This window comes from Actinomadura sp. 9N215, assembly GCF_044326345.1.
Taxonomy (GTDB): domain Bacteria; phylum Actinomycetota; class Actinomycetes; order Streptosporangiales; family Streptosporangiaceae; genus Spirillospora.
Genome location: NZ_JBIRBA010000010.1, coordinates 82,860 through 109,690 on the forward strand (window position 1 = coordinate 82,860; position 26,831 = coordinate 109,690).

At 69.5% G+C, this 26,831-nt stretch carries 26 protein-coding genes and 2 pseudogenes; 17 read left to right on the forward strand and 11 right to left on the reverse strand.

Annotated elements, in window-relative coordinates:
- The first annotated feature begins 70 nt into the window (after positions 1–70).
- Together ACH34T_RS18360 and ACH34T_RS18365 are read left to right on the forward strand one after the other, a co-directional pair.
- Positions 71–682, forward strand: a complete 612-nt coding sequence (locus ACH34T_RS18360; protein ID WP_395993363.1) for a dihydrofolate reductase family protein — start codon at positions 71–73, stop codon at positions 680–682.
- A gap of 324 nt (positions 683–1,006) precedes the next feature.
- Positions 1,007–1,288 carry an STAS domain-containing protein gene (locus tag ACH34T_RS18365; protein WP_395993364.1) on the forward strand — a complete coding sequence of 94 codons (282 nt, stop codon included), beginning with the start codon at positions 1,007–1,009 and terminating at the stop codon, positions 1,286–1,288.
- A gap of 219 nt (positions 1,289–1,507) precedes the next feature.
- On the opposite strand, the gene ACH34T_RS18370 is transcribed toward ACH34T_RS18365, so the two are convergent.
- A complete protein-coding gene (locus ACH34T_RS18370; protein ID WP_395993365.1) occupies positions 1,508–5,161 on the reverse strand; it encodes a helix-turn-helix domain-containing protein in 3,654 nt (1,217 codons plus the stop codon).
- Between the two features lie 634 nt (positions 5,162–5,795).
- Here ACH34T_RS18370 and ACH34T_RS18375 point away from each other — a divergent pair.
- Both ACH34T_RS18375 and ACH34T_RS18380 read left to right on the forward strand, forming a co-directional pair.
- Entirely contained in the window at positions 5,796–6,641 is an 846-nt protein-coding gene (locus ACH34T_RS18375) for a peptidoglycan-binding protein (protein WP_395993366.1), read from the forward strand.
- Positions 6,642–6,690: 49 nt separating this feature from the next.
- Positions 6,691–7,581, forward strand: coding sequence for a peptidase inhibitor family I36 protein (locus ACH34T_RS18380; protein WP_395993367.1), 891 nt, complete (start codon positions 6,691–6,693; stop codon positions 7,579–7,581).
- 937 nt (positions 7,582–8,518) lie between these two features.
- Here the strand turns inward: ACH34T_RS18380 and ACH34T_RS18385 are convergent.
- Complete coding sequence (locus ACH34T_RS18385) at positions 8,519–8,887, reverse strand: hypothetical protein (RefSeq protein ID WP_395993368.1); 369 nt, start codon at positions 8,885–8,887, stop codon at positions 8,519–8,521.
- 88 nt (positions 8,888–8,975) lie between these two features.
- Positions 8,976–9,098 (reverse strand): hypothetical protein, encoded by a 123-nt coding sequence (locus ACH34T_RS18390; RefSeq protein WP_395993369.1) that lies wholly within the window; start codon positions 9,096–9,098, stop codon positions 8,976–8,978.
- A 927-nt stretch (positions 9,099–10,025) separates the two neighbouring features.
- On the opposite strand from ACH34T_RS18390, the gene ACH34T_RS18395 reads away from it, so the two are divergent.
- The gene (locus ACH34T_RS18395) at positions 10,026–10,448 is read left to right on the forward strand and encodes a peptidase inhibitor family I36 protein (RefSeq protein ID WP_395993370.1); all 423 of its coding nucleotides are present in this window, start codon (positions 10,026–10,028) and stop codon (positions 10,446–10,448) included.
- Positions 10,449–10,618: 170 nt separating this feature from the next.
- Here the strand turns inward: ACH34T_RS18395 and ACH34T_RS18400 are convergent, their stop codons facing one another.
- The 3 genes and pseudogenes from ACH34T_RS18400 to ACH34T_RS18410 all read right to left on the reverse strand — a co-directional run.
- Entirely contained in the window at positions 10,619–10,960 is a 342-nt protein-coding gene (locus ACH34T_RS18400) for a hypothetical protein (RefSeq protein ID WP_395993371.1), read from the reverse strand.
- Positions 10,961–11,000: 40 nt separating this feature from the next.
- Positions 11,001–11,243 (reverse strand): annotated as a pseudogene (locus tag ACH34T_RS18405) (ISKra4 family transposase); the annotation flags it as partial.
- A gap of 256 nt (positions 11,244–11,499) precedes the next feature.
- Positions 11,500–11,694, reverse strand: a pseudogene (locus tag ACH34T_RS18410) (ISKra4 family transposase); the annotation flags it as partial.
- 1,076 nt (positions 11,695–12,770) lie between these two features.
- On the opposite strand from ACH34T_RS18410, the gene ACH34T_RS18415 reads away from it, so the two are divergent.
- Together ACH34T_RS18415 and ACH34T_RS18420 are read left to right on the forward strand one after the other, a co-directional pair.
- Complete coding sequence (locus tag ACH34T_RS18415) at positions 12,771–13,091, forward strand: DUF397 domain-containing protein (RefSeq protein ID WP_395993372.1); 321 nt, start codon at positions 12,771–12,773, stop codon at positions 13,089–13,091.
- Between the two features lie 141 nt (positions 13,092–13,232).
- Positions 13,233–13,733, forward strand: a complete 501-nt coding sequence (locus ACH34T_RS18420; protein ID WP_395993373.1) for a hypothetical protein — start codon at positions 13,233–13,235, stop codon at positions 13,731–13,733.
- A 13-nt stretch (positions 13,734–13,746) separates the two neighbouring features.
- Here ACH34T_RS18420 and ACH34T_RS18425 read toward each other — a convergent pair whose 3' ends face one another.
- Positions 13,747–14,304: a TetR/AcrR family transcriptional regulator gene (locus tag ACH34T_RS18425; protein WP_395993374.1), complete on the reverse strand. Its 558-nt coding sequence runs from the start codon at positions 14,302–14,304 to the stop codon at positions 13,747–13,749.
- A 105-nt stretch (positions 14,305–14,409) separates the two neighbouring features.
- On the opposite strand from ACH34T_RS18425, the gene ACH34T_RS18430 reads away from it, so the two are divergent.
- Genes ACH34T_RS18430 through ACH34T_RS18445 form a run of 4 tightly spaced genes read left to right on the forward strand, consistent with a single transcriptional unit; the run spans position 14,410 to position 17,583 of the window.
- Entirely contained in the window at positions 14,410–15,840 is a 1,431-nt protein-coding gene (locus ACH34T_RS18430) for a DHA2 family efflux MFS transporter permease subunit (RefSeq protein WP_395993375.1), read from the forward strand.
- The gene (locus tag ACH34T_RS18435; protein WP_395993376.1) at positions 15,837–16,181 is read left to right on the forward strand and encodes a PadR family transcriptional regulator; all 345 of its coding nucleotides are present in this window, start codon (positions 15,837–15,839) and stop codon (positions 16,179–16,181) included. The genes ACH34T_RS18430 and ACH34T_RS18435 overlap by 4 nt, the downstream gene beginning before the upstream one ends.
- The gene (locus tag ACH34T_RS18440; RefSeq protein WP_395993377.1) at positions 16,178–17,068 is read left to right on the forward strand and encodes a hypothetical protein; all 891 of its coding nucleotides are present in this window, start codon (positions 16,178–16,180) and stop codon (positions 17,066–17,068) included. Before ACH34T_RS18435 ends, ACH34T_RS18440 begins: the two co-directional genes overlap by 4 nt.
- Before the next feature lie 35 nt (positions 17,069–17,103).
- Positions 17,104–17,583 carry a hypothetical protein gene (locus ACH34T_RS18445; protein WP_395993378.1) on the forward strand — a complete coding sequence of 160 codons (480 nt, stop codon included), beginning with the start codon at positions 17,104–17,106 and terminating at the stop codon, positions 17,581–17,583.
- Positions 17,584–17,612: 29 nt separating this feature from the next.
- Here ACH34T_RS18445 and ACH34T_RS18450 read toward each other — a convergent pair whose 3' ends face one another.
- Positions 17,613–18,056 carry a hypothetical protein gene (locus ACH34T_RS18450; protein WP_395993379.1) on the reverse strand — a complete coding sequence of 148 codons (444 nt, stop codon included), beginning with the start codon at positions 18,054–18,056 and terminating at the stop codon, positions 17,613–17,615.
- A 374-nt stretch (positions 18,057–18,430) separates the two neighbouring features.
- Here ACH34T_RS18450 and ACH34T_RS18455 point away from each other — a divergent pair, with 374 nt between their 5' ends.
- Positions 18,431–19,627: a sensor histidine kinase gene (locus tag ACH34T_RS18455; protein ID WP_395993380.1), complete on the forward strand. Its 1,197-nt coding sequence runs from the start codon at positions 18,431–18,433 to the stop codon at positions 19,625–19,627.
- 202 nt (positions 19,628–19,829) lie between these two features.
- Here ACH34T_RS18455 and ACH34T_RS18460 read toward each other — a convergent pair whose 3' ends face one another.
- Positions 19,830–20,423, reverse strand: a complete 594-nt coding sequence (locus tag ACH34T_RS18460; protein ID WP_395993381.1) for a TetR/AcrR family transcriptional regulator — start codon at positions 20,421–20,423, stop codon at positions 19,830–19,832.
- A 108-nt stretch (positions 20,424–20,531) separates the two neighbouring features.
- Between ACH34T_RS18460 and ACH34T_RS18465 the strand changes: the two genes are divergently transcribed.
- Positions 20,532–21,104 carry a dihydrofolate reductase family protein gene (locus ACH34T_RS18465; RefSeq protein WP_395993382.1) on the forward strand — a complete coding sequence of 191 codons (573 nt, stop codon included), beginning with the start codon at positions 20,532–20,534 and terminating at the stop codon, positions 21,102–21,104.
- A 29-nt stretch (positions 21,105–21,133) separates the two neighbouring features.
- Here the strand turns inward: ACH34T_RS18465 and ACH34T_RS18470 are convergent, their stop codons facing one another.
- Positions 21,134–21,631 (reverse strand): GNAT family N-acetyltransferase, encoded by a 498-nt coding sequence (locus tag ACH34T_RS18470; RefSeq protein ID WP_395993383.1) that lies wholly within the window; start codon positions 21,629–21,631, stop codon positions 21,134–21,136.
- Positions 21,632–21,684: 53 nt separating this feature from the next.
- Between ACH34T_RS18470 and ACH34T_RS18475 the strand changes: the two genes are divergently transcribed.
- Both ACH34T_RS18475 and ACH34T_RS18480 read left to right on the forward strand, forming a co-directional pair.
- Positions 21,685–23,097 carry a PQQ-binding-like beta-propeller repeat protein gene (locus ACH34T_RS18475; RefSeq protein WP_395993384.1) on the forward strand — a complete coding sequence of 471 codons (1,413 nt, stop codon included), beginning with the start codon at positions 21,685–21,687 and terminating at the stop codon, positions 23,095–23,097.
- A gap of 221 nt (positions 23,098–23,318) precedes the next feature.
- Complete coding sequence (locus tag ACH34T_RS18480; RefSeq protein WP_395993385.1) at positions 23,319–24,440, forward strand: methyltransferase domain-containing protein; 1,122 nt, start codon at positions 23,319–23,321, stop codon at positions 24,438–24,440.
- A gap of 53 nt (positions 24,441–24,493) precedes the next feature.
- Here ACH34T_RS18480 and ACH34T_RS18485 read toward each other — a convergent pair whose 3' ends face one another.
- Positions 24,494–25,522 (reverse strand): aldo/keto reductase, encoded by a 1,029-nt coding sequence (locus ACH34T_RS18485; RefSeq protein ID WP_395993386.1) that lies wholly within the window; start codon positions 25,520–25,522, stop codon positions 24,494–24,496.
- 120 nt (positions 25,523–25,642) lie between these two features.
- On the opposite strand from ACH34T_RS18485, the gene ACH34T_RS18490 reads away from it, so the two are divergent.
- Together ACH34T_RS18490 and ACH34T_RS18495 are read left to right on the forward strand one after the other, a co-directional pair.
- Complete coding sequence (locus ACH34T_RS18490; protein ID WP_395993387.1) at positions 25,643–26,248, forward strand: TetR/AcrR family transcriptional regulator; 606 nt, start codon at positions 25,643–25,645, stop codon at positions 26,246–26,248.
- Between the two features lie 91 nt (positions 26,249–26,339).
- The gene (locus ACH34T_RS18495) at positions 26,340–26,813 is read left to right on the forward strand and encodes a carboxymuconolactone decarboxylase family protein (protein ID WP_395993388.1); all 474 of its coding nucleotides are present in this window, start codon (positions 26,340–26,342) and stop codon (positions 26,811–26,813) included.
- Positions 26,814–26,831 lie beyond the last annotated feature (18 nt).

Sequence of the window (26,831 nt, forward strand, 5' to 3'; positions counted from 1 at the left end):
TTGTGTCTAGCATACACAGAATCCGATGGACACTGTTTACGAGACCGTCAACAATGAAACGGAGACCACCATGACCGAGACCACTGGACCGCAGCGCACCGTCATCGCCGACGCCGTCGTGTCGATCGATGGCTACAGCAGCACCGGACCCGATGACGACATGAGCTGGGCCATGGAGCACATCATGAGTCCGCAGAGCGAGGTCTTCTATGAGGGGATCTGGCGTGGTGCGAGCACAGCGATCGTCGGCCGGACCAACTGGGAGGGCTTCACCTCCGTATGGCCCGGACTGACCAAGGACCCGAGCAGTTCGGCCCGAACCCGTGATCTGGGCAACTGGCTCGCCACCGTCGAGAAGGTGGTGTTCTCCACGACGCTGCAGCAAGCCGATCTGGAGAAGACCGAATGGACCAACGCCCGGATCGCCCGCGACCCCGAAACAGAGGTCCGGTCACTCAAGGCCGCTCCTGGCCGGGACATCCTCGTCCTGAACAGCGCCAGCATCATCCAAGCGCTCCTCAAGGCAGGCCTGGTCGACGAGCTCTACCTGACCGTGGTGCCCGCGACCCTCGGCGGTGGCGTGCGCCTGCTCCCCACCGACCACGCATCCACCTGGCAACTCGCCGGAACCACCACCATCCCCACCAGCGGCGCGGTCACGCTCCACTACCGCCGCCCCTGAACACCCCGCAAGTCGGCTTCACAAGCTGATCGCCGTCGGCGCCGCGAGGGCCTGGCCGCCGTCCAGGCCCCGCGGTCACGGCGGCGCCTGGGGTCCCGGCAGGGGAGCCTCGCATCCGATGCGGGTTCAAACTCAGGCGCTAAGCCTAAGTGCCCGTTCCCGAACCTCAACCGTTGGAGGACGACTCGGGGCGTAATGGGGGCATTCAGGGCCTCTGTTGGCCCGGGTGGGGATTGGTGAGATGGCCGCGACCCCATATGGGGCAATGCCTGGGCCTGGGCTGGGTGTGGAGGTCGAGTCGGCCGGCCGGTGGCTGAGGGTCAGGTGGCGACGGCTCCGGAGCTGCTGGATCGGGTCGGGCTGTTGATCGTGCAGGAGGCGGCGCCGCGGATCGCGCTGGAGCTATCGCTGGCGCCCTTTTGTGATTCCTCGGGCATCAACGCCTTCGTCCGGCTGTGGAAGGCCGCTGTTGCCGCTGGTGGGGAGCTGGTGCTGCTGCGTCCGCATCCCCGGTTGGTGGAGGTGCTGACCAGGATCGGGCTGGACCAGCTGGTGCGCGTCGGCGAATCGTTCCCGGACGCTCCGGGGCCGGGGATCCGGCCCTGAGCTGACTAGCCCTCGGCGGTCCCCGCATCGGTGATCTCCCCTGTGTTTTCGTGGGCGGTTGGGTGCTGTCCTGGGAGAATGGTGAGTGTGGGCCAGCGGAAGGACGCGCGGACGTGCGCGAACTGTGAGCTGGCGTTGCCGGAGGGCTCGCGGTCGTCGCGGAAGTATTGCTCGGCGGCGCGCAGGTCGGAGCAGGGACGCCTGCCTCTCGCGCGGGTCTTACGCGCAGGTCTTAGGGGGCGGGATATGGGGCGCGTAGTTCTTCCATTCCTCGGCGTTCCGGGGCAGGGCGCGGGTGCATGCGTGCTCGCGGACGCGGCCCGGGTCGAGGTCCCAGAGGCGGACGGTGCCGTCGACGCCGGCGCTGGCCAGCAGCGGCTTGGTGGGGTGGAAGGTGATGCTGTCGACCTTGTCGTGGTGTCCGGTGAGGGTGGCGAATGGCTGGTAGGTGCGGCTGTCCCAGAGGCGGATCGTGCCGTCGCTGGCGGAGGCGGCAAGGAGTGTCCCGTCGGTGTTGAACGCCACGCTGCGGGCTTCGGCGGCGAAGCGGGTGAGGAGCTGGTGGGTGCCCTTGTCCAGGTTCCAGACGCGTGCCTCGTGGTCGTCACTGGCGCTGGCCAGGGTGGTGCCGTCGCGGGTGAAGGCCACGCTGCGGACCGAGTCGTGGTGGCGGCCGATCGGCTTGGGCGGGGTGGACGAGGTCAGGTCGAGCAGATGGATCTGGCCGACGTCGTTGCCGAAGGCGAGCCATCGTTCATCGTGGCTGATGGCCAGGGCGCAGGGTGCCGCGTCGGCCCCTTCGCCCCGCAGTTTCACCGTGCGGTAGCGGCCGTCGATGCCGCGGTTCCAGATGTGGAGGGTGCCGCCGGAGTCTCCGGCAGTGATGATCTTTCCGGTTGGGCTGACGGCGAGTCCGCAGACCCCGGTGGTGTGGTCGAGGAGGAGCTCGCGCTGGCGGCGGGTGGCGGGGTCCCACAGGCGTACGCTGCCGTCCCACCCGGCCGTGGCCAGGACCTGGCCGCTGGCGTCGGTGGCCAGGCGGTACACGCCGCCGGTGTGGCCTTCGAACGCGCCCTGGTAGGCGTGCGTGGTCGTGTCCCACAGGCGGACGGTCCTGTTGTCGCTGGCCACGATCGACACGCCGCCGCGTAGAAAGGTCACGGCTTCGTGGAATTGCCCGGCGGCGCCCGGCACCATCGCCCGGGTCAGGTCCCACTGGGCCGTGGTGCCGTCCTCTGCGGTGCTCAGCAGGGTGCGGCCTTGGCCGGTGAAGCCGACTCCGTGGACGGGTGCGGTGTGGCCTACGAGGGGGACCAGCGGTCCTCGGGTGGCGACGCTCCAGAGACTGAGCCGCAGTTCGTCGCCCGCCGTGACCAGGATGCGGTTGTCGGGGCTGAACGCCGCCGACCGCAGGGCGGACCCGGTGACCGGAGTGGTCAGCGTTTTCGCGTGGTTCTCGCGCAGATCCCACAGCAGGGCCAGCCGGTCGTGTCCGACGGCCGCCAGGTAGCGGCCGTCGGAGGAAAACGTCGCAGACAGCAGGTTCCCGTCCCGGACGGCGTGCCTGCGCCGGGGCTCGTCTGGGTTATGGGCGTCCCAGACGGCGATGACTCCGTCTTTTCCTGCCGTGGCGATCTGCCTGCCGTCGGGGCTGTAGACGAGGCCTTGCACCGCGCCGCGGTGGCCGCCGGTCAGGGTGGTGAGCGGTTGCCCGGTGCGGGCGTCGATGATCCGCACGCTGGTGCTGTCCCCGGCCACCGCCAGAGCCTTTCCGTCCGGGCTGAGCGCGACGCAGGTGACCGCGTCGGGCATCTCGAAGGTGCGCGGTGTGCCATCGGACCACACCCACACGCGCTTGGCCGACCCCTTGCCGACCGCGACGGTGTGCCCGTCGGTGCTGACGGTGACGGCCTGGGGGGCGATGGTCTCTGGTCCGGTGGCCAGTTCACGGCGCAGCATCCCGGCCGGTAGATCCCACAGCTGGACCCGGTTGGCCTCGTCGTAGGTGGCCAAGGTCCGTCCGCCCGGTGAGAGCGCCTGGCCCAGCCGCCGGACCGAGCGTGGCGGGGACGGCAAACGGCGGGTGAGCAGATCGCCCTGGGTACTCAACAGTGCGCTGCGTGCCTGCACCGCGCCGGGGTCGAGCCGGTACGCCGCGGCCGCGAGGAGATCAGCGGTCTCATTGCGGCCCTGGGCGCGGGCTTCGGCCGCCGCGGCGGCCAGTGCCGCCGCGTTCGCCTGGGCAGTCTGGTGCCGGGCCCTACTGCTCTGGTGGACGGCGACAGCGGCGACACAGGCGACGAGAACGGTCAGGACGGCCAGGGCTGCGGTGAGTCGCCGTAGCCGCCGAGACCGGAGGCGTTCCGCCCGCGCCTCGGCCTCCTGCCGTTCTTGCGATGCGCGGATGAAGTCCTGTTCCTCCTGGCTGACGCGATGTTCGACGGTGAGGTCCTGGGCGGCGGCGAGCCGGGCCCCCCGGTACAGCAGGTGCGGGTCACCGCCCTCCTGCCGCCAGGCCCGGGCCGCCGCGGCCAGCTGCTGGCGGGTGCGCAGGGCGGTGCGGCCATCGTCGATCCATGCGCGCAGCCGAGGCCAGGCCCCCAGCAGCGCCTCATGGCTGATCTCCACGTGCCCGGCGTCGGCGGTCAGCAGCCGGGCCCGCGTGAACGCCTCCACGACCCGCTCCGCCGCGGGGTCCGCCGCGACCAGCGCGTCCCGGCCGGCCGGCTGCCGCACGTCGTCCCCGTGGTCACCGACCCGCACCATGCGCAGTATCACCGCCCGGGCCGCATCCTGTTCCTGAGGGCTGAGCTGGGCGTAGACGCGTTCGGCCGAAGCGGCGATGGCACCGTGGATTCCGCCGGTGCGCTCGTAACCGGCGACGGTCAGGACACCGTCGGCGCGGTGCTGCCAGGTGGCGCGCAGGGCGTGCGACAGCAGCGGCAGCGCCCCCGCCGCGCACAACTCGGCGCCGGGGGCGGCTCCCAGGTCCCGCAACAGCACCTCCACCAGCCCCGGCTCCAGCGACAGGCCCTCGGCCAAGGCCGGTTCGGTGATCGCCTGGCGCAGCTGCGGGACGGTCATCGGCCCCAAGGGCAGCGCCCGCTTGCGCAGCGCGTCCAGCAGACCCGGGTGGGCCAGGCAGTGCCCGTAGAAGTCGGCGCGCACACCGAGCACCACTGGGACGCCGTCGGCGGCGCTGCCGCACACCTCCTCGATGAACGCCTCGCGTTCCGCTTGGTCCCCGCACAAGGTGAAAAGCTCCTCGAACTGGTCCACCACCACCAGTGCGTACGACTCCAGCCGACGCCGAGCCTCCCGGCCGCGCAACTCCTCCACCGGGCGCGCGGTCGGCGTCAGGTACAGCGTCTCCGGCGTGCCGGGCTGCCGCGCCGGCAGCGCACCGCGGGCGACCGCCGCCGCCAACCCGGCCCGCAGCAGCGAAGACTTACCGATCCCGGACGGGCCGACCACCACCGCCGGATGCCCGGCCGTGCCCGGATCCGCCAGCAGCCCCAGCAGATCGGCGACCGCCCGATCCCGTCCGAAGAACCATGGCGCGTCCTGCTCCCGAAACGAGGTCAGCCCGGGGTAAGGGCAGGTGCCGGTGGCCGGGCCGACCGCGAGCGTGAACAGCGCGCCCCCGGCCCCGAGCGCGTCGTCCAAGGCACGCGCGAACGCCTCGCTCGGCCGCTGCAACCCGCGCTCCAGCCGGCTCAGGTATCCCTTGTTGGTCCTCAGCTTCCCGGCCAGGTCCGCCTGCGACTTCCCCGCCTCCTGACGCAGGCGGCGCAGCTCCGCCCCGAAGGTGGTCTCGGCCCCGTCCGCGCTCGTCTCGGCCTGAGGCGCGCCTTCGCCACCGACCAGGTCCATGAGATCGCCCTCTCGTCTGTGCGCCGAAGGCGCCCGCCCACGACAACACCCACGAGCCTATGGCTACGCATAGTTATGAAGCAGTTGCTTTTGGTGAGATCCGCTGTTCGCGGGGTTTCCTGTTGCCAGGTGGGCTCGGAAACCCGCAACCCCTTCCGCGGACGGGGCGCAGCCGGTCAGGCTCCGTGGTGCGCCAGGCCTCTCCCCAGACCGGCGTGGCGGGGGCGGTGTTGCCGCAGGCAGTGCGTGCTGGCGGCGACACCGGCCCCGGCCCGGATCGGCGATGGCCGCGCCCATCAGGTGAACCAGAACACATGAGGTGAGTGATGCCCGATTACCGCGGCGGACGGGGCGCCCAGCCTCCACCGCCTGCCCGGTCGACGACCTGCCGAGGCCGGCCGGCGACCTCAACGACCACGTGCCGTCCTCGTGTAGGCGGTCCCGCAGTGGTTGGCCCCCAGGCGAACATTCCCGTTGGAGCGGTGAGAACCTCGAGACGGCGCGGCGACTGCCCGGCGGTTCCGGGGGGACCCGGACGGCTCCGGTCACGAGGCGAGTCCGCCGGATCCCCCGGTGCCCGGCGTCGGCCGTTCGCCCGCCGGTGCGTCCGCCGCTCGCGCGGCGGGAGGCGGCGATGAAGCCGGCCTCGTGTGCCGCCGCTCTCGTGGCGGCGGCCGTGCTCGCCTCTCCGACCGGACCGTTCGGCACTCCGGCCGCGCGGGCGTCGGGCACCGCGGCCCTGCCGACCGTGGACATGGAGGCCATCGTCAAGGCTGCGCAGATCGACCCGCGCAGGGCCGATGGCACGCTGACGCCGGGTGCCAAGGCCAGCGTGCTGCTGGTGGAGCGGGCGCTCCGCGCCCAGCACCTGCTCGACCGCCGGTGGGTCGACGGCCACTTCGGCACCACGACGATCGCCGCGTACGCCGCCTACCAGCGGTCGCTCGGCCACACCGGCCTGGACGCCAGCGGCCTGCCGGGCCGGGCCTCGCTCGTCCGGCTCGGAGCCGGGCGCTTCACCGTCACCCGCCTCATCGGGCCGGGCCCGCGGGTGTCCACCGGCGGCGCCGTCGTCAACACCCGCACGCGGGACATGCTCGCCGAGGCGGAGCGACTGCTCGGCCGCCGCCTGGTGCTGGAACAGGGGTCCTACAACCCCGGCGGCGACCCCACCTCCGCGGGCACCCACGACGGCGGCGGCGCCGTGGACATCTCGACCAAGGGGATGGGGCCCGCCGCCCGCACCGCGGCGGCCGGCGCGCTACGCCGCGTCGGGTTCGCGGCGTGGGTGCGCAGCCCCCGCCAGGGCGACTGGTCGTGGCACATCCACGCCGTCGCCATCAGCGACACCGACCTTTCCCGTCCGGCCCAGCACCAGACCGGTGACTACTACCTCGGCCGGAACGGACTGGCCGACCAAGGCCCGGACGACGGCCCGAAGGTGACCATCCGCACCTGGGAGGAGTACCAGCGCCACTGACCACCCAGATCCGAAATCCGCACGAACGACACGAACATCGGGGAACACCATGGGAACGTTCAGCAAGGTCCTGGCCGTGACGACCGCCGCCATCGCGCTCGGCGGCGCGGCGTCGGCCATCGCGCCACCCGCCGCGGCGGCGAGCCGCAACGGCGTGTGCGAGAGCGGCGAGTTCTGCTACTACTTCAACAGCGGCACCAAGGGGTCGGTCTCCGACTTCACCGGCTCCCTCTCCAACTACGGCGCCAAGCAGCCCTCCTGCTACGAGTTCAACGGCCCCGGCGACGGCAAGGGCAAGTGCGTCAAGAACAACGCCGCCTCGGTCTGGAACCGCAGCGCCAAGACCGTCCGCGTCTACTTCAACAGCGACTACGGCGGCCATTCCCAGGACTTCAGGGCAGGCGCCAAGGGCAACCTGGACTCCACGCTGAAGAACCAGAACGCCTCGCACCAGTTCGCGCCGTCGCCGAGCGTGAACATGTCGTACGGGCTTTACCAGGCGAGCGGCGGCCGGATCACCTGCAAGTTCGACGGCTACTCCAGGAAAACCCGCGGTCGGCACGAGGGCATCGACTTCGCCCGCAGCATCGGCTCCGACGTCCACGCCCTGGTGAGCGGTCAGGTCATCTACATCGCGCGCGGGCGCGACGGCAGGCGGGGGCTTTCCACGATCGCCATCTACAACTCCTCGCTGAAGAAGACGGTGATCTACCTGCACACCGATCCACGGGACGGCCTGCGGGAGGGGCAGCACATCAGCCGCGGGCAGACCATCGCCGACGAGGCGTGGCGCGGCGTGTCGTCCAAGTCGAACGCGCACACCCACGTCGAGATGCGCCCCGGACGGCGGACGCACGCGGCCAAGAGCCTCGGCGACCCGCACCTGGAGAACCCGAACCCCAACTCATTCTGGCGCTCCCAGGGCTACAACGTCCGGTAGAGCCGTACCCCCTCCTCCATCCGAGACCGGAGGGGTTGAGAACCGAAGGCCCCGCCCTCTCCGACCGCAGAGGGCGGGGCCCTCCCCCTGCGGTCGGGACGATGGTGAAAAGAATCCGGGAGGCGGTATCGGATCGGGGTGGTGGCGTTCGTGGCTGAGGTGAGGCCGCCCACGAGGGGCGGCGCCAAGACGAAGGAACCGCGATCATAAAGCTAATGACCGTGACTCAGGTCACCCTCGAACGTGTCGCGCGAGTTGCTGTGCCGCCAGCGAGGGGGAGGACGGTTTGTTTCCAAGGGGGCCAACCGTCCCGGGACCTCGCATGAGATCGGGTGCTCGTGGGCATTGGCTGGGGCCGTGGCAGCACGACTGACGGCGCACGTCCTGCTGTCGCGGCCCCTGCAGTCGAGACTCGTTGCCACGCGCCCTGGCCAACTCCAACCCAATCCCCAACCGGCAGTTTCCCTGTCCGCCCACCAGCACCCGCTGGCCACCCGCCGGCACTCGATCTGTCCGCCAAACCGCACCCGGCTGTCCGTCAGCCAGTACCACCCACGTCCATCAACCAGCACCCCACCAGTCCGCCCACCAGCACTTTCACCCTGTCCGCTAGCACCGCGCTTGCCCGCTGGGCGTGAGATCTTCAGGGTGCGGGCGGCCTGATCTGCATGAGCGACCTCCCGCCGACCGATCCCCCGAGCCGTCACCCGGTGCGCCCGACGCAGACTCTCACCCCTCCCCGGCCGTCGATCCTGCAGCGTTCGGTGCTTCCTCATCTCCCGCCGTCGTCGTAGGCCGTTCACCGCCTCGGCTGGGGTGCTGGGACCCGCGCGGATCCTTCTTCGGCTTGTGGGCCGTGTCGCGCGCGTTCGTGGCGGCGCCGCCTTGGCCACGGTCCTTTGCCGGTCCAGCTCGTCCAGCACGGGCAGCGGCAGGATCAGGTGGACGTCATCGCCGGGCGTCGCCCCTCCAGGAGCCGGATGTGCTCGCCGATCTCTGCTGAGATCAGGCCGCGCATCGGGCCGGGAAGCGCGCTGAGCTGGACTATGTGTTTTCCCGTCAACGGGACCTGCAAGGCGAGGATCGCCATGAACTGCGGCGTGGTGATCAGGCGGTCGATGTCAGCGCTGCTGATAAACGTGCGAAGACTGTGTCTCGCCTCGGTCGCCCAGGTGACGTACGCGGCTTGAAGTTCGTGGGCATCGCCCGGACCGCTGCTGTAGAGGTTCCTGGCCTGGTGCAGCACGTGACCGAGGTTCTGATGGGCCAGTTCGCCATGCGAGTCCGGCGTCAGCGTGATCAGCATGGGACACAGAGTGGCCGGTCGGCGGGATGCGCACCACTGCTTTTCCCGGCATGCCGGGAAAAGCAGACCGAGAAACCGTGGGAACGAGTCAAGCCGCGAGCCTGAGCGCTTGATCTGAGCTGGGGTACCAGCGGGCGAAGTCGTTTTCGAGGTCGTGGTTGAGGACGCGGGTGCGGATCTGCAGGAGCAGGTGGGCGCCGCGGGTGTCCACCGCATCTGCTGTTTCTTGACCATTCGGCGGCTGATGACCTGGTTGACGGTGGCCTCGGCGGTGGCGCTGGAGATTGCCTCGCCACAGCGGTGGCGTTCGCCGTAGTTAGGGATCTCGTATTGGTTGCGGTCGATGTAGCCACGGAACTCGCTGAACCGGGTGAAGAAAGCCTGCTGCTTGTCGTCGGGGTCCCTCAGCGCACGCGAGTTCGAGATCGTCGACCAGGTCGTTCAGCAGGTCCAGGGCGCGGAAGGTATTGCCGTGCCACAGGTAGTGCTTGACCCCCTCGAGGGTCCGGTCGGCCTGAGCGGGGTCGACGGTGTACGGCTAGTCGTGGTCATCGCCGCAGCGCCGAACCCCGTCGAACGGTCGCCGTCATAGGCATGGGAGCTCCAGGCCTACCCGCGCTGACGCAACGCCAACGCCCGCCACCCCGACGTGCTGGCCGCCCAACGCCGCGAACGCGCCCACATCCGCAGCGAACGCAGACAACGCTGGGGACGACCCCGCCCCAAGGCGGCCCGACCAGACCCGGGCAAGGTTTGTGGTCACCGCACTAGGCGGGTACGCCGGAGCGGTCGGCGATGTCTGCAGCCCGGCGCCGAACTCGTGGGCTGGATGCGCAGCAGGTCGCCCATCCTCACAGCGACACTCCGGCCGCGCGCAGCCAATCGGGGACATCCCGGCGCTTCACATGGAGTCCCACCAAGAGATGACCGCTCAAGGCGGGTTTCCTGGTGCTGGCACGAGCAGGAAACGAGCAACCGGTTCCGCTGCTGGTCCACGTCGTCGAAGTATGTGGGCGGCAGGAAGCATCACGCCGGGCCAGAAGGGCCGGCAGGCGGAGAAACGTCATCCCCGCCAGATCACCGGCACCTGCCGTCGGCCCGGAACCGACCCGGTACGCAACCAGACAGGAGATTTCCCATGCTTGGAAACAGGATGGTGCCCGCGCTGCTCGTCGGCGCCGTGGCGGTGGCCTCTCTCGCGGGGTGGGCGCCTCTCGCGTCCGCGGCACAGGGCGCTCCCGCCGCCACGGGAGCGCCCGATGGACACTGCGACGCGAAAGAGTTCTGTCTCTTCACCCAGCAGGACAGGGGCGGCCTCGTCTGGGATCGCCTCTCCTACGACGACGACCTTCACGGCACCAACGTCGGCTACTACGCACGCTCGTGGTTCAACAAGAGCGCTTACTCTTGGCGCGTCTACTCAGAGACCCACTGTCGCGGCGCGTCCACCCCGTTAGGCGCCGGCGACTGGGGCAACGTGAACGGTCAGTGGTACGGACACATCAAGTCCATGGCCCGCGAAGACCCCAACGGGGCGAGCGTGCGCGAGTGCCGGAGCTGACCCAGGGCCGAACGGCCTGGCGTTGACACGCCCTTGACGATGCGCCGGTGGCCGGGCTCCGGCCACCGGCGCATCATGACCTGGTCGGCGTGTCCGGCCTGCAAGACGTGGGTGCGGTCGATGACGCTGTGGATGGCGCCTCAAGGCAGGGCGATTGCAAAGTTGATCTTCTATGAGGCGAGTGCCGGCAGTGCGCGTTCTGGTTTGCGGGTACGCGCGCGTAGGGTCTTGGCGCCCACCCTGGTGCCGTTGGTGTCGCGCCTGGTCAGGGCGGTGTTGCGGAGGATGGCGAGGTTGATCGGGCCGTTGCTGGTACGGGCGGCGTGGGCGCTCGCCGAACACGACGTCGCGCTGCCAGTGGACGACCTCGCATCCCCAGTGCTCCTCACGGTGCGCGCGACCCGGTCGGCCTGGGCGTCGCCATGCGGTCGGCTGGTGACGATGTAGACGTTCTCGTGGGTCCACGCCGGGTGGCCGGTGAAGGTCTTCTTCCGCTTGGCCGAGCGTCGCACTCTGGCCGCCTGGAGGAACCGAGAGAAACCGTGGAGAAGGTCAGGCCGCGAGTTCGACCGGTGAGTGATCCGAGCGGTTGAGCCCGGGATACCAGCGGGCGAAGTCGTCGGCGAGGTCGCCGTTCAGGACGCGGGTGCGGATCTGTAGGAGTAGATGGGCGCCGCGGGGTGACCAGCGCATCTGCTGTTTCTTGACCATGCGACGGCTGATCACCTGGTTGACGGTGGACTCGGCGGTCGCGCTAGAGATGGCCTCACCACAGCGGTGGCGTTCGCCGTAGTTGTAGCCGCGGAGTAGCCGCGGAACTCGCCGAGCCGGGTGAAGAATGCCTGCTGCTTTTCGTCGAGGTCGTCGGCGCACACGAGTTCGAAGTCGTCGACCAGGTCATTGAGCAGGTCCAGGGCGCGGAAGGTGTTGCCGTGCCACAGGAAATGCTTGATGCGCTCCAGTGTCCGGTCGACCTGGGCGGGGTCGACGGTGTATGGCTGGTCGTGGTCGTCATGGCTGGCCGCTGGTGGCGGGAGGGACCGGGTCATCCGGCGGAGCACGGTCAGGCGCATGGTGATGTGGAACCAGTCCAGGTAGTGCTCGGCTTGGGGGTTGAGATAGCGGGGCAGGTCGCGGATGTCCTCACCGCCGTCGGTAAGGAACACGACCTGCTGGTTGTCGGTCATGCCCTGGGTGCGCAGCACCTCGTACAGCCGTCGTTGGGTTTGTCGTCGTAGGTCTGCACGAAGGCGAAGCACTTGGCGGGGCCGCCGCCGGTGGGAGTGCTCCTGCCGGTGACGGCCTCGAACTGAGCTGGCCAAGTCCGGGAGCAACCTGCTCGGCACCCGGCTCGCCGCCATCCGCACCCTGGTCCTGGACATGCCACCAGCCGTTGCAGCCCAGGCCCCTGGGCTACACCGCCGAGTGCGCCGAGGACCACGCCATCCTGGCCGGGGCGTACTGGGCCAGCTACGCCTCCCACCGGCGTCAGCGCATGGAACTCACGACACCTTGATACGCGATGCCATCAGTATGATCTTGGCCCGGAGAGGTTCCAAGCGTCCTGACGGCTTGTTCCAGAGCTGGGAGAATCGGGTGTGTGGGCCGGCGTGGGGACACGCGGAGGTGCGCGAACTGCGGGCTGGCGTTCAAGCTGCAGTCCGAGCTGGCCGACTCAAGGGACGCCGGAGGATTGACCCCTCACGGGCCCACTTCCCCGGCGAGTGCTCAACTCACCGGCCCGGTACGCCGCGATCAGCAGGCGGCCTGCGCGGCGACGCACGGGCCAAGTGCGGGGGTTCCCTTGGCGTACCTGACCAAAGCGGACCTGCGCGGCGCGGACCCGACCGGCGCGGACCTGCGCGGAATCCGGGGGGTCTCGGCTGAGCAAGTGCGCAAGATGGCCACGACCGATACCACAACCCGGTTCTAAGTTCGCGCCTGTGAGGGCGTTGGCAGGCTTGGCTCGGCACGCTCACGCTTGAAGTGTGGCCGAGGGCGGGTTGTGGCGGTGTCCTGGATGTGGGGACTCGCTTCCGGGCTGGTTGCGGCGGGATGCTCGCTTCTGTAGCGCGTCGTGCCGGGCTCGGCATTGGCGGTGGGTGCGACGGGGCCGGGCCCGGGTGGCGGTGATTCTGGATGGCTCGCCGGCGGCCCGGGCGATGTGTCCGGAGTGCGGAACCGAGTGGGTGGTCGGCGCCGAGAGACAGACGGGGGCGATCTTCTGCAGTCCGCGGTGCCGGACGCGGGCGTGGCGGCGGCGGAAAGCCGTTCGCGAGGGCGTCACGGTGACGGAGTCGCGAACGGCTGAATGATCCGGAAATGGCTGGATCTGTCCTGGGGGAACAGCCGCCCGCACCTCCCAGGACGTCGGCCCGCGATCGGCTCCCACCGCCGCCAGCTCCGCCACCGCGGCGGCATACACCTCGCTGGAGCGCTTCAGCTTGCGCCACTGCTCCGAGCGGCACGCGGCACAGCAGTACTTCCGCGACGACCGTTGAGTTGGCCGTGCTGCCGCAGGGCATCGCCATCAGGGACAGCAAGGCGCCCGGGGCGGGGCTCCTCACGCTTACTCCTGAGGGCTTTGCCGACCTCGTCAAACAGGTGAAGCGGAGCGAATCGGGGTTCGCGGCACCGGGCTGATCCAATCCGGCGCGGTCGACTGCGGGCCGCCGCATCTGGACGTGGCACCGGGGCAACCGTCAGCGGGCACGGGACGTCTCCTTTGACAGTCGGTGTCAAATTTTGTGATGGAGGTCCAGGATGCGCGCATTATCCGGGGGGTTGCTGACTCTCGTGTTGTCGGCCGTTCTTGTCGGGGTGCTCGGCACGTCCGCGTCCGCCGCGTGCGACACCGCGTGGGGGACGCACGTGGTGGCAAGGGTGGGCAGCTCGAACGGGCAGGTTGAGCGGCTCCATACCGAGCGTCAGACCTGTTATGACGAACTGGTCATCGAGGTGGACGGGTCGGGCTTCAGCTACCTCGTCGGGTACGTCGACGAGGTGGAACAGGTGGCCTCCGGCAAGCCGATTTCGCTGCGAGGCGGCGCCAAGTTGCAGATCGACGTCCGAGCGGATGCCGCCCCGGGGTTCCCGTCCGGCTCGTCCGAGCTCGCGGATGTCGGTGGCTACACCGCGTTCCGGCAGGTGGCGGGAGCAGGCTCGTTCGAGGCGCACACGAGGATCGGCCTGGGCGTCCGGGAGGTCCTGCCGTTCCGGGTCCGCACTTTCCCGCGCGACGGCGGCGGCGAGCTGCTCGTGGTCGACGTGGCCCACACCGGATAGTTCCGCTGAATCTCTACGGGCCGTCCGTTGTGAGGCCCTCGTGGATGACGGCCAGGATGCGGGTCACGCGGTCCGGTTCGGTGTGCTCCGACAGCCAGCCGATGGCTCGTGCCGTGGCGAGCAGGTCTCCGGCGTCCACGTCCCGGCGCACCTGTCCGGCGTCCTGGGCCCGGGTGAGGAGCCGCGCGACGGACTCGGCCATGGCCCGGGACGCGGCCTGGAGTTCGGGCTGCGTACCGGGCTGACCGGTCGGCATCGGCAGCGCGCACCACGCCCGGGAGCGTGCGGAGAAACGCTCCAGCCAGGCCAGCAGCGCCTCTCCGGGCGAGTCGGCGAGGAGTCCCTCGTCGGCCTCGGCCGTGAGGGATTCGAGGCCGTCCCGCAGCGCGGCGTCCAGCAGCGCCTCGCGCGTGGGGAAGTGCCGGTAGAGGGTGCCGATCCCCACCTCGGCCCGGCGGGCGATGTCCCGCAGCGAGACGTTCGCGCCCTCCTCGGCGACGACCTGCCGGGTCACGGTCAGCAGCCGCTCACGATTGCGGCGCGCATCGGCGCGCAACGCCGCTTCGCCCACCGGGAACACCTCCACGCTTGCCTTCCGGAGCAGTGCTCCGTATATTTCCGGAGCACTGCTTCGTTTCGTCCGATCACTCATCCTACGGAACTGGACGGAATCCGAATGGGCACGTCCTTCTCCCCCCAGCTGCGCCGGGTGCTCCTCGTCACCACGCTCGGATCGTTCCTGGCCTTCCTCGACTCGACGATCGTCAACGTGGCGCTCCAATCGCTCGCCACCAGCACGGGCAGCCCGCTGTCCACGATCCAGTGGCTGGTCACCGCCTATCTGCTGGCCGTGGCCGCCGTGCTTCCCGTGTCCGGATGGGCCGCGGGACGCTTCGGCGCCCGGCCCGTCTACATCCTCGGCATCGCCGCCTTCGGCCTGGGCTCCCTGGCCTGCGGCCTCGCCGGATCCGTCGGACAGCTGATCGCATTCCGGGTCGTCCAGGGCATTGCGGCGGCGCTCGCGAGCACCGCCGCGCAGATCCTCGCCGTCCGCGCCGCCGGGCCCGAACGGCTGGCCCGGGTCATGAGCGTCACCGGTGTCCCCACCATCCTCGCCCCGATCATCGGCCCCACGATCGGCGGGCTCCTGCTGCAGCACGCGGGCTGGCGCTGGATCTTCCTGATCAACCTCCCGCTCTGCGCCCTCATCGTCGCGCTGGCACCGCGCATGCTGCCGCCCGACCCGGCCCGGCAGCCCGGACGCCTCGACCTGCCCGGCGTGATCACGCTCGCGCTGGGCTGCGTGGGACTCACCTACGGGCTGACCGAGCTGGGCGAGCACCGCGACATCGCGTCGGCCGCCGTGCTGGGGCCGGTCACGGCCGGGCTGGCGCTGCTCGCGGGCTTCGTCGTCCACGCCCTCCGGACGCCGGCGCCGCTGCTCGACCTGCGGCTGCACCGCAACGCCAGGTTCGCCGCCGCGTCCATGGCGAACTTCTTCCTGGGCGCGGTGATCTTCGGCGCCATCATCCTCATGCCGCTGTACTTCCAGATCGTGCGCCATGAGGACACGGTCACCACCGGGCTGCTCCTCATCCCCCAGGGCATCGGCATCGCCGTCGCCATCGGCGGCGGCGACAAGCTGATCAAGGCTCTCGGCACCGGCCGGACCGCGCTCCTCGGCGGCCTGATCAGCGTCGTCGCCACGGTGCCGTTCGTGTTCGTGACGGCCGGCACCTCGTACTGGGAGCTCGGCGCCGCCATGACCGTCCGCGGCCTCGGCGTCGGGGCCACCGTGGTCCCCATCATGACCGCCGCCTACCGCGCCGTTCCTGCCGCCGCCATCAGCGACGCGACCGTCCAGCTCAACGTGATCCAGCGCATCGGCGGCTCGATCAGCACCGCGCTGTTCGCCGTCGTCCTGCAGGGCCGGTTGGACGGCGCGACGACCCCGGCCGCGCAGGCGTCCGGCTTCGGCACCGCGTTCTGGTGGGTCCTGGCGATCGGGCTGTGCGCCACCGCCCCGACCCTGCTCCTCGTCGTCGCCGAACGCCGGCCCCCACCCGCTCGCGATACTTCGGCAGCTGATGTATCGTCAGCCGTATGATTGAACGAACCACGGTGATGCGTGAGCCCACCTACTTCGTCCTGGCCGCGCTGCTGGACGGGCCCCTGCACGGCTACGGGATCATCAAGCGCGCCCAGACGCTCTCGGACGGACGTGTCCGGCTCGCCGTCGGCACCCTCTACGGCGCACTCGACCGGCTCGCGACCAGCGGACTGATCGTCGTGGACGGCGAAGAGACCGTCCAGGGCCGTCCGCGCCGCTACTACCGGCTGACCGAGGACGGGCGCCTCGCCGTCACCCGCGAGGCCCACCGGTTGGAGCAGGCCGCCCGGGTCGTCACGAGCCGCACCTCCTTCGCGACGGGGGAGGCCGGAGCATGAGCGGAGCATTCACCGAAGGCTGGTACCGGCTCTTCCTGCGGGCGTTCCCGTCCGGCCACCGCGCGGAGTACGGCGCCGAGATCCTCGGCACGCTGCTGAACGACACCACCCGCCGCGTCCCCTCGCCACGGGAAACGGCCGGGCTCCTCACCGCGGGCTTCGCCGCCCGCGCCCGCGCGGCCGCCGGAGACGCCACACCCTCCTGGTGGACGGACGGCGCACACCTCGGCCTGCTGACACTGTCACTCGCCAACCTCGTCTACGGGATCGCCGACCACGCGTCCACCGGGTGGCTGGCCGCTTCGGCAGCGCTCGTCGTGGCGTTGCTGCGCGGCTGGGTGCTGATCGTCCTGCCACTCGCCCTGGCCGTGGCATTCTCGACCGGCCGGGCCATGCTCGTGGGGCCCGAAGCCTCATCCTGGCTGCCGCAATTCTTCGGACCGGCGTACCACAACTGGGCCTCACTGGCCCCCTACGGTGTGCTGGCGATCGGGGCCCTGGCCCTCGCGGCGCTGGCCCTCGCGGCAGGCCGACCGCGAAACCTGCGCACGCGACCGTTGTGGTGGCTAGCGATCCCGGCGGGCGCCGCAGCGCTCACCTACCTCTCCCAAATCCAGGAGTACGGCGAGACGTGGCAGCTGCTCAGGGCGGGCACGGAGAGCGTCCTCCTGCTTGCCGGAGTGCTGGCCACGGCCGTCGCGCGCAGCCCGCGCTGGGCACTGGCCGCGGCGATCTACGTCCTGTCCGGCGTGACGTCCCAGGTGACCAACCCGCCGCCGAATGCACAAGACCTCGGCTACTGGCTGACCCTCACCGCGCTCCTCCTGGCCATCGCCGCGACAGCCTGGCGCCCCCAACCCATCCCCGACCCTCGCCGTCCGCGATAACCGAGGCACCGAACGCCTCGACGAAGGAGAACGCCATGCGTCGGGCGATCGACAAGGCACTGGTGTACGTCATCGGCTGGGTCAACCAGGCCGTGTTCTCAGCCTCGCGTGGCCGCGTGGTGCTCTATCGCTTTCACGGCAGGTCCGGCGTGCTCCTCACCATCACCGGCCCGGCCACGCCCGTCGGTAAGACCATCGGCGTCGGCTACCTCCCAGACGGCGACGACTACATCGTCCTGGCCACCAAGGCCGACACCACCCTCCACACGGCGCTGCGCACCGCCACTGCCATGACCATCGATATCGCCGACCAGCAGATACCGGCCGACATCACAATGCTGACTGGTGACACCCAACGCGCCGCCGCCCTGCTCGACCGGCTGCTCAAGCAGACGTCCATCGACGAACGGCACGAGGTGACCCGGCTCCAACAAATCCCCATCGCTCGCCTGACACCCCACCACAAACCCGCGCCCGACCATCCAATAGCAGTCAGCCGAGGCAAAACGCATTGAAAGGTCGGCCGCGGGACGGGCGTGGCTCATCAACCCTGGACGTCGTCGCCTGCGGAGAAGCGCAGCTCAACCTCAGTGCCACCGGAGTGCCGGTACGACAGGGTGAAGCCGCTGAACCCGTAGTCGACGACCTGGGCGAAGCCCAGGCAGTAAAGGCCGAGCAGCGCGGCCGAAGGCATCAGTCCGGCCTGACCGGCGAACGGGGCGACAACGAACGCGATCACGGCGCCGAAGAATCCGCCGCTCATCAACAACCCAAGGGCCATGACGATTTGCGTCAGTCGTGGCCACCTGAATTCCAGCCGATGCAGGGTGTGACCGCCCCATCCCGCCACCGCTCCCACGCCGATGGTGCCGATGAGGATCAGCCACCATCGTGCGTCATCGAGCCAGTGGGCCAGGACGACATACGGGGGCCAGATCAGCCCGCAGATCACCAAAAGCCAGCTGATGCGCCACGGCTTAATGATCACCTCTCCAGACTGCTGACACTCCACCTGAAATGTCCAGAGCCGACCTGGAAACGGCCACATGTGGAGGCATTCCCGAACGTCTCGCCGCTGGTCACGCGGGTGGCCCGACCGGGCCGGCGGTGATCGGCCATCGGGGCGCGCTGCGCCGACGGCGGCGACGGACGACGACAGGCGGCGACGCGGCGCGGGGTCGGATTCGGTGCGGGCGACGACACGGAGTCCCTGCCTGAGCACAAACAGGAAGCGCGGGCACCCCAGTTTCCGGCATGTATGGAGTTTCGATATGCCGACGATATGTGTCGGCTCGTAGCCTCATTAATCGTGCGCGTGTCGATTGTCGAGGACGATCCCTATCCGGCAGAAACCATCCATAAATGGCCTGTGCATCGAAGGGAAGCGCGTCGGCTACCGCACCAACACGCAACCTGAGGCCGGACGCGAGGGAGACGAGCGTGAATAGGGCACCTGGATTGAGCGTTCGGGCCAAACTCACCCTCAGTTACGCCGGATTCCTCATGCTCGCGGGTGTCCTGCTGCTCGCGGCGGTGTGGGCGTTCCTCCTGCGCTACGTCCCCGACCGTGCGCTCATCATCCCCGGCTCCACTGACATCACCCTTCGAGTTTTTCCCATCCGCTCCAACCTCCTGCGTGTTTTCGCTCCAAGGGCGGCCTCGGTGTTGGCGATCCTGCTGGTGCTCGGCCTCTCGGGAGGGTGGGTCCTCGCGGGCCGGATGCTCGCCCCGCTGACCCGCATCGCCGACGCCACACGCCTGGCCACGAACGGATCGCTCTCCCACCGCGTCCGGCTGCCGGGCCGCAAGGACGAATTCCGCGAACTGGCCGACGCATTCGACGCGATGCTCGCACGACTCGAAGCGCACGTCGCCGAGCAGCAGAGATTCGCGACCAACGCCTCCCACGAGTTGCGCACCCCGCTGGCGATCTCGAAGTCACTTCTCGACGCGGCGCGCTCCGATCCGAACCGCGACGCCGTCGAAGTCATCGACCGCCTCCACGTCCTCAACACTCGGGCGATCGACCTCACCGAGGCGATGCTCCTGCTCAGCCGCGCTGAGCAGCGGTGCCTCATCCGCGAACAAGTCGACTTGTCGCTCCTGGCGGAAGAAGCCACCGAAACACTTCTTCCCCTCGCGGAAAAGCACGGCGTCGCCCTCGAGACCCGCGGCGAAATCACCCCCACGTTCGGATCGCAAGCGCTCCTGCTCCAACTGACCACGAACCTCGTGCACAACGGGATCGTCCACAACCTGCCTGAACAGGGCACCGTGTGGGTCACTACGAGCCTCCGCCCCGAGTCTGTGGTCCTCGCCGTCGAGAACACCGGCGAGAAACTCACCCCGCAACTGGCCTCGACACTCACCGAACCATTCCAGCGCGGCGCCGGGCGCATACACACCGACCACGCAGGCGTCGGTCTCGGCCTGGCGATCGTCAAGACCATCACCCACGCACACGACGGCACCCTCACCCTCACCCCACGCCCCGCAGGCGGTATCCACATCACCGTCGAACTGCCCACGACGCCCCCGCCTACCACCAGGAAACACTGAGCCCCTGCTGAACGGACTCACCCGAAGATCACGCAGGCGGCCAAACCGAACTAGCATCCGACCCGACTCGCGGCCCGACCCGACTAGCAGCAGGATCGGGCTACCGGCCGGATCGGGCTAGCGGCCGAATCGGGCTAGCGGCCGAATCGGGCTAGCGGCCGAATCGGGCTAGCGGCCGAATCGGGCTAGCGGCCGAATCGGGCTAGGGGTGGTCGGTCAGTGGGGCGAGCGCGGCGTCGACGGCGTCGGTGAGGCGGCGGGGGTCGGACTCGGCGCGGGCGACGACGTGGAGTCCCTGCATGAGCGCGAGCAGGAGGCGCGCCTGGGCCCCGCAGTCGACGTCGGGACGGATCTCGCCTGATCGCTGCGCGGCCAGAAGCCCCTGCTCCAGGCCGCCCTCCAACGCGCCGAAGCCGTCATGGACGAGCCGTCCGGCGGTCTCGTCCGCGGGGAGCAGTTCGGCGGCGGTGTTGCCGAGCATGCAGCCGCGTCCGGGGGTCTCCTGCGCGGCCTGGAGGACGCTCAGCAGAAGCGCCCGGATCCGGGGCAGGACATCCCCGTCGCCGTCGAGCTCGGCCGCCTGTTCCCGGGCCGCGTCCACATAACGTCCCAGTGCCCGCAGGAAGAGCCCGTGCTTGTCGCCGTACGCGGCGTAGAGGCTCCCGGGCAGCACACCGAGTTCGTCCTTGAGATCCCGCAGCGACGTGGCCGCGTACCCGCGCCGCCAGAACAGCTCAAGAGCTTTCCCGGCCACCTGGCCGTCGTCGAAGGAGCGCGGTCGTCCGGTGCGGGGCATGGCCGGATCGTACAACTTCTTGACAGCTCATTCAAGAAGTGCGAACGTGTTCCCATCGACTTCTTGATCGTCTGTTCAAGAAGAACATCATCACTCCGAGGAGATCCCATGAGGCGCCTGTTCCTGCACATCAACGTGTCGGTCGACGGCTACATCGCCGACCCGGCGGGCGACATCGACTGGCGATTCGCCGACCAGGAATTCCAGGACCACATCGACGCCATGCTGGAGTCGATCGACGGAATGGTCTTCGGCCGGACCGCCTACGAACAGCTCGCCGCATACTGGCCCACGGCCGGCGACGAGGTCTCACCCACACAACGGCGCCGGATGCACGAACTGCCGAAATACGTCATGTCACGCACCCTCCACAGCACCGAGTGGCACAACTCCCACCTGCTCGGCTCCGATCCGGCCGCCGCCCTCAACGACCTCAAGCGCCAGGACGGACGCGACCTCGCCCTCTTCGCCGGAGGCCAGGCCGCGACCGCCGCCCTCCGCCTCGGCGTCTTGGACCAGCTGCGACTCGTCGTCAACCCCGTCCTCCTCGGAGGCGGGACCCCACTGTTCGACGGCAAGTACCCGCAGAAAGACCTCCGCCTAACCGACACCCAAAAGTTCACCTCGGGCGCCCAGCTCAACACGTACGACCTCACACCCGACACACCTCCGCACAGCTGACCACGCCACCGCAACACCGCAACCGACGCTCAGCAAAGGCGCTCGTATTCGACCTGGGTGATAGGGGTTCCGTCGCCGTAGTCGAAGGGACGCGTAACGCCGGATTCAGTGAAACCGCACTTGGTGTAGAACCGGCGGGATTGCGGGGTGTCGCGCAGCGTCCACAGATGCACCCAAACGAACCCTTCCTCGCGAAGGCGGCGCAGCGTAGCGGTCATCAGCGTGGCGGCGATGCCGCCGCCCCAACCGTCCGGATGGCAGTAGAAGGCGAAGATCTCCGCCAGCCCCGGCCGGGTAGGGGACGGACGCACGAACGACAACGCCAGCGGACGCCCGTCCTGGACGGCCAGCAGAATCACCCCCACCCCCGCCGCGATCCGCTCGTGCCATTTTGTACGCCTGCTCTGGACGGCCTGCGCCGCGAATTCCGGCGGAAAGAAGGGCGCATGGGACGCCTCCCAAGCCGCGGCGTGAATCTCGCCGAGCACATCGCCGTCCTCCGGCCGGGCACTCCGAACCTCGATCATCCGATCAACCTACTGACGTAGGCCACCGGGCCATGATCACCTAGGCTGCGGGCATGCTGCATCGGCTGTTTCGGTGGTCGGCCGCGGCGGTGGTGGTGGTCGGCGCGATGTGCGGGTGCGGCGACGCGAACGGCGCGACGACATGTGCCACAGCCTTCCGGGAGCGTGCCGAAGGCGACGGCCTCAGGTCGGCGCGTCCGGCCGCCGAGGCCAAGTACCGGCCGCTGATCACCACCGGACGCGGGTTCGCCGAGCTGTACGAGCAGGTCTTCGAGCAGGCGCGCGCCTTCCCCGGCGACCGCGACGTGCTCAAGCTGCGCTGGGCCGCGGCCCATTCGACCACCCGAAACCACAGCCGGTTGGGCCCGGTCGCCAACGGCGCCGTGCTGGTCGCGGGCGCCACCGATGAGAACGGCACCGATGAGAACGGCGTGGTCAAGGGCGGCCGCGTCGGTGCGCTGCGCGTGTCGGACGGAAAGCTGCTGTGGAACCGCTCCGGCGCCTTGGGAGCCACGTCGGAGGCGTCCGACGGCGTCAGCGTCGCCCTCGCCGAAGGGCCGGACGGCGGCTTCATGATGGAGGACGGCCCGCCACGACCGCGCACCGCGGGCCTCGATCTCCGCACCGGACGGCGGCTCTGGTGCACCTCGGCCGCTGACCCGTCCGCGATGCCGTACTGGCTGTCCCCTGCCGCTCCGCGAGTCGCCGCCGGGATCTTCTTCGCCGACGAGGGACGCGCCGGAACGCTCAAGGCGATCCGCAGCGCCGACCGCGGCGTCCTGTGGTCGGCGGCGGCGCCGAAAGGCTCCAACTACCGCGAGCTGGTGGCCGGTGAAGGGATGGCGGCCGTCGCCACAGAGCCCGCCTCGCCCTACTCCGGCGGGGGACCGTCCGAGCTCGCGGGCTACCGCATGTCGGACGGCGCGAAGCTGTGGCGCAAGGGCGACAGCGCGGGTCTGGGCCGTCCAGGCCACACCGATCATCGTCCCGTGGCGATCGGCAAGGGCTCGGTCGTGGTCGTGGAGACGTCCTTCAGCCGGTCCGCGCCGAAGGGCGAGACCCGTGTGGCGGCCTACCGCGCGACCGACGGACGCCTCCGCTGGTCCCGTCCCGTACCGGAGACCACGAGCAGCGACCAGGTGGACGTCGTGGGCTCACGAGTGGTCGTCGCCGCCGCCAACCAGGCCACGGCGTTCAACCTCACCAACGGCCGGACGACCTGGACCCACAACACCGACGACCGCCCCCAAGTACGAGACGCCGCCGTCCACGGCCCCTACCTCTACGCACCGCAAAAGGACGGCCCAGGCCTGGCGGTGCTCGACCTCGAACGCGGCACCACCCGCACAACCCTCAATTTCTTGAAAGACCCGTCCTACGACGTGACCGCCACCGACGGCGTCCTCCTAATCCAATACGCCAACCTGACCCTCGCCTTCAACCTGCCCCCCAAGAACCAACCCTGACAAAGCATCTCCCCAAGCAACACAACCAGGCACCTTTCACCATGATGTACAGACAGTGATTATATGTTCACTGTTTGCATGAAGTTGGACGATGGCTGAGAAGGAGCGCGGGTGGGCCAGCACGAAGATCCGGCGGAGAAGAACGGGCACAAGCCCGACAAGCCGATTCCTCCGCCGAACAAGGATGACAAGGGCGACGGCAAGCGAGGAAAGTAGCGCGTATGGAGGATGTCGGGCGGCGCCTGGAGGCGATGGTTGCGCGGTTGACATCCGCTGGGTGGCTGACCCAGGGCCGGGTTAGGACGGCGTTGTATGACGTTCCCCGCCATGGCTTCGTCCCGTCCGTCGCCTGGACCGGTGAAGGCGACCGGGTCGACAGGGACACCGCCCCTGACCGATGGCTCGATCTGGCATACGGCGACGATGCGATCATCACGCAGCTCGACGACGGGCGGACGGCCATCGTCGCCGGGGACGGCCGGTTCACCTCCTCGTGTTCGGCGCCGAGCACCGTCGTGTCCCTGCTGGAGTTGCTGGACGCCGAAGCCGGTCACCGCGTCTTGGACGTCGGGACCGGCACCGGATGGACGGCCGCGCTCCTGACACGCATCGCGGGGCCGGAGAATGTGACGAGTGTGGAGATCGATCCGGCCGTCTCCGCGCTCGCCGCCGAGAACCTCAAGAAAGCGGGGTTCTCTCCCCGGCTGATCGTCGGCGACGGCGCGGAGGGTTGGGCCGAGGGACGGCCTTTCGATCGCGTGCATGCCACCTGCGGTGTTTCACATGTCCCTTACGCGTGGGTGCGGCAGACGCGCCCCGGCGGCGTGATCGTGACGCCGTATGCGCCGGGATTCGCGTCCAGCCATGAATTGCGCTTGGTGGTCATGCCCGACGGGTCGGCGATCGGCAAATTCACCGGATACGCCTCGTACATGATGATGCGTTCGCACCGCCATTCGCCCTGGCCCGCGCCGGACGACGATGAAGGAGCCGAGTCCACCACAGCGATCGATCCCCGGACGATCGGGTACGCGCCCGCAGGCGCGGATCTCCTCATGGGCGCTTTCCTGCCGGGTGTGAACGCCCGGGGAATTCACGAGGGCGACGCCTACGTGATGCGCCTGTGGACGCCGCAAGCGTGGGCGACCGCGACCTATCGCCCAGGTCAACTCGCCTATCAGGTGCGCACCTCAGGTAATCGGAACCTGTGGGAAGAGGCGACCGACGCCTATTTCCGGTGGGTGGGTCGGGGCAGCCCAGGGCGGGACCGATTCGGGCTCACCGTCACCCCGAATGCTCAAAGCGTCTGGGTTGATTCGCCGGGGGCTCCGGTCGGCGGGTGAGGGGGTCCATGGCCGGGCCGATCAGGCCGATCAGGGCCGGGCCGATCAGGGGGTCAGGTGGCGGGGCGGGTTTCGGGGTGGCGGCGGCGTAGGCGGGGGTTTTCGATGGGGGGCGGGTTGTAGGCCACGTCGAGCCTTCCGATGTCCGTGCCGGGCGGGACGATGGCGTCGATGCGGTCGAGGATCTCGTCGGTCAGGGTGGTCTTGGCACCCGCGAGGAGGTCGTCGAGCTGCTCCATCGTGCGTGGGCCGATGATCGCGGACGTGACGCCGGGGTGGGTGATCGCGAACGCCATCGCCAGGTGCGTCAGCGATATCCCGGCGTCGTCGGCGAGCGTGATGAGCTGTTCGACGGCGTCGAGGCGGCGCTCGTCGCTGAGGTGCTTGAACCCGAATCCGGACCGGTGGCTGTCGGTCTGCTGTCCCTTCCGGTAGCGGCCGGTGAGCAGGCCCTGCGCGAGCGGGCTCCAGACCAGGGCGCCCATGCCGTAGCGCTCGCAGACGGGCAGCACCTCGCGTTCGATGCCGCGGTCGAGGATCGAGTACGGCGGCTGTTCGGTGCGGAAGCGCTCCAGGCCGCGCCGCTCGGCGACCCACTGGGCTTCGACGATGTCCGACGCCGGGAAGGTGGAGCAGCCGATGGCCCTGACCTTGCCCGCGCGCACCAGGTCGCTGAGGGCGGAAAGGGTCTCCTCGACGTCGGTGTCGGGCGCGGGCCGGTGGACCTGGAACAGATCGACGTGATCGGTCTGCAGGCGGCGCAGCGAGTCGTCCAGCGCGCGGACGAGCCAGCGCCGCGAATTGCCCCGCCGGTTGGGGTCGTCGCCCATCGGAAGGTGCGCCTTGGTGGCGAGGACGACGTCGTCCCGCCGTCCCTTGAGCGCCTTCCCGACGATCTCCTCGGACTCGCCGCGCGAGTAGGCGTCGGCGGTGTCGACGAAGTTGACGCCCGCGTCCAGCGCCTTGTGGACGATGCGGACGGAGTCGTCGTGGTCGGGGTTTCCGGCCGCGCCGAACATCATCGCGCCCAGGCAGTAGGGGCTGACCTTGATGCCGGTCCGGCCCAGCGTGCGGTACCTCATGGCTCTCCTCGACGGTTGGCGGACGCATGCCGCGGCCCGCTACCCTGAAGGTAAGCGGAACGGCGTTCCGTCTTAGACGATACGGAACAACGTTCCGGTTAGCAACCCCGGGAGTGCTCTGTGGACGATCGACCGGCGGGCGATGACCAGCCCCATCGGCGTGTGCGCGCCGACGCGCAGCGCAGCATCGACGCGCTGCTCACCGCGGCGGCCGAGGTGTTCACCGCGTCCGGCGTGGACGCCCCCGTCCGGCAGATCACCGCCAGGGCGGGCGTCGGCGCCGGCACCCTCTACCGGCACTTCCCGCAGCGCTCGGACCTCATCGCCGCCGTCTTCCGCCACGAGGTCGACGCCTGCGCCGACGCCGCCCCCGCCCTCGCGGACCGCCACGAACCGGTCGAAGCCCTCACCCAGTGGCTGCGGCGCTTCGCGGGATTCATCGCCACGAAACGCGGGCTCAGCGCCGCGCTGCACTCGGGAGACCCCGCCTACGACAGCCTGCCCTCCTACTTCCAGCAGCGCTTCGAGCCCGTCCTCGGCGCGCTGCTCGCCGCCGCGGCGGAGGCGGGCGAGATCCGTCCCGACGCCGACCCCGAGGACCTCCTGCGCGCCGTCGCGAACATGACCCTGCCCGCCCAGGACGACGACGGCCACACCCAGCGCATGATCGCCCTGCTCATCGACGGCCTCCGCTACGGCGCCGCCACCCGGGAGACCCGCCGCTGACCCGGCGCCACGGCCGCTCGGCTGCGGCTGTCACAACCGGCCGGACGGGAGCGTCTCTTGCGCGTAACCGCGTCAACGGCAGGAGATAGAAATGGAACCCCGGTTGAGCTACCACGACGACACCGTCACCGCGAAGTTCGTGAAGCGCCTCGTCTCGGCGACCAAGGTCGTGGCGGAGACGTCCTTGCCGGCCGAGACCCAGTTCCTCTGCATGATCCGCGCCAGCCAGATCAACGGCTGCGCCGGCTGCCTCGACATGCACACCAAGGACGCCCTGCACGCGGGCGAGACCCAGGTGCGGCTCAACCTGATCGCGGGCTGGCGGGAGGCGAAGGTCTTCACCGAGGCCGAGCGTGCGGCCCTGGAACTCACCGAGCAGGGCACCCGCATCGCGGACGCGGGCGGCGGCGTCTCCGACGAGGTCTGGGCGAACGCCGCCAAGCACCACGACGACGAACAACTCGCCGCGCTGGTTTGCCTCATCGCCGGCATCAACGCCTTCAACCGCATGAACGTCATCAGCCGCCAGCCCGCAGGCGACTACCAACCCGGCCAGTGGTCCTAACCCCCACCGTCAGACCGC

Excerpts from the sequence above, each read along its gene's own strand:
- ACH34T_RS18360 (WP_395993363.1), top strand. The coding sequence starts at position 71 with ATGACCGAGACCACTGGACCGCAGCGCACCGTCATCGCCGACGCCGTC.
- ACH34T_RS18370 (WP_395993365.1), bottom strand. The coding sequence starts at position 5,161 with ATGGACCTGGTCGGTGGCGAAGGCGCGCCTCAGGCCGAGACGAGCGCG.
- ACH34T_RS18375 (WP_395993366.1), top strand. The coding sequence starts at position 5,796 with ATGAAGCCGGCCTCGTGTGCCGCCGCTCTCGTGGCGGCGGCCGTGCTC.
- ACH34T_RS18380 (WP_395993367.1), top strand. The coding sequence starts at position 6,691 with ATGGGAACGTTCAGCAAGGTCCTGGCCGTGACGACCGCCGCCATCGCG.
- ACH34T_RS18385 (WP_395993368.1), bottom strand. The coding sequence starts at position 8,887 with ATGCTGATCACGCTGACGCCGGACTCGCATGGCGAACTGGCCCATCAG.
- ACH34T_RS18395 (WP_395993370.1), top strand. The coding sequence starts at position 10,026 with ATGCTTGGAAACAGGATGGTGCCCGCGCTGCTCGTCGGCGCCGTGGCG.
- ACH34T_RS18415 (WP_395993372.1), top strand. The coding sequence starts at position 12,771 with ATGGCTGGATCTGTCCTGGGGGAACAGCCGCCCGCACCTCCCAGGACG.
- ACH34T_RS18430 (WP_395993375.1), top strand. The coding sequence starts at position 14,410 with ATGGGCACGTCCTTCTCCCCCCAGCTGCGCCGGGTGCTCCTCGTCACC.
- ACH34T_RS18435 (WP_395993376.1), top strand. The coding sequence starts at position 15,837 with ATGATTGAACGAACCACGGTGATGCGTGAGCCCACCTACTTCGTCCTG.
- ACH34T_RS18440 (WP_395993377.1), top strand. The coding sequence starts at position 16,178 with ATGAGCGGAGCATTCACCGAAGGCTGGTACCGGCTCTTCCTGCGGGCG.
- ACH34T_RS18445 (WP_395993378.1), top strand. The coding sequence starts at position 17,104 with ATGCGTCGGGCGATCGACAAGGCACTGGTGTACGTCATCGGCTGGGTC.
- ACH34T_RS18455 (WP_395993380.1), top strand. The coding sequence starts at position 18,431 with ATGGCCTGTGCATCGAAGGGAAGCGCGTCGGCTACCGCACCAACACGC.
- ACH34T_RS18460 (WP_395993381.1), bottom strand. The coding sequence starts at position 20,423 with ATGCCCCGCACCGGACGACCGCGCTCCTTCGACGACGGCCAGGTGGCC.
- ACH34T_RS18465 (WP_395993382.1), top strand. The coding sequence starts at position 20,532 with ATGAGGCGCCTGTTCCTGCACATCAACGTGTCGGTCGACGGCTACATC.
- ACH34T_RS18470 (WP_395993383.1), bottom strand. The coding sequence starts at position 21,631 with ATGATCGAGGTTCGGAGTGCCCGGCCGGAGGACGGCGATGTGCTCGGC.
- ACH34T_RS18475 (WP_395993384.1), top strand. The coding sequence starts at position 21,685 with ATGCTGCATCGGCTGTTTCGGTGGTCGGCCGCGGCGGTGGTGGTGGTC.
- ACH34T_RS18480 (WP_395993385.1), top strand. The coding sequence starts at position 23,319 with ATGGAGGATGTCGGGCGGCGCCTGGAGGCGATGGTTGCGCGGTTGACA.
- ACH34T_RS18485 (WP_395993386.1), bottom strand. The coding sequence starts at position 25,522 with ATGAGGTACCGCACGCTGGGCCGGACCGGCATCAAGGTCAGCCCCTAC.
- ACH34T_RS18495 (WP_395993388.1), top strand. The coding sequence starts at position 26,340 with ATGGAACCCCGGTTGAGCTACCACGACGACACCGTCACCGCGAAGTTC.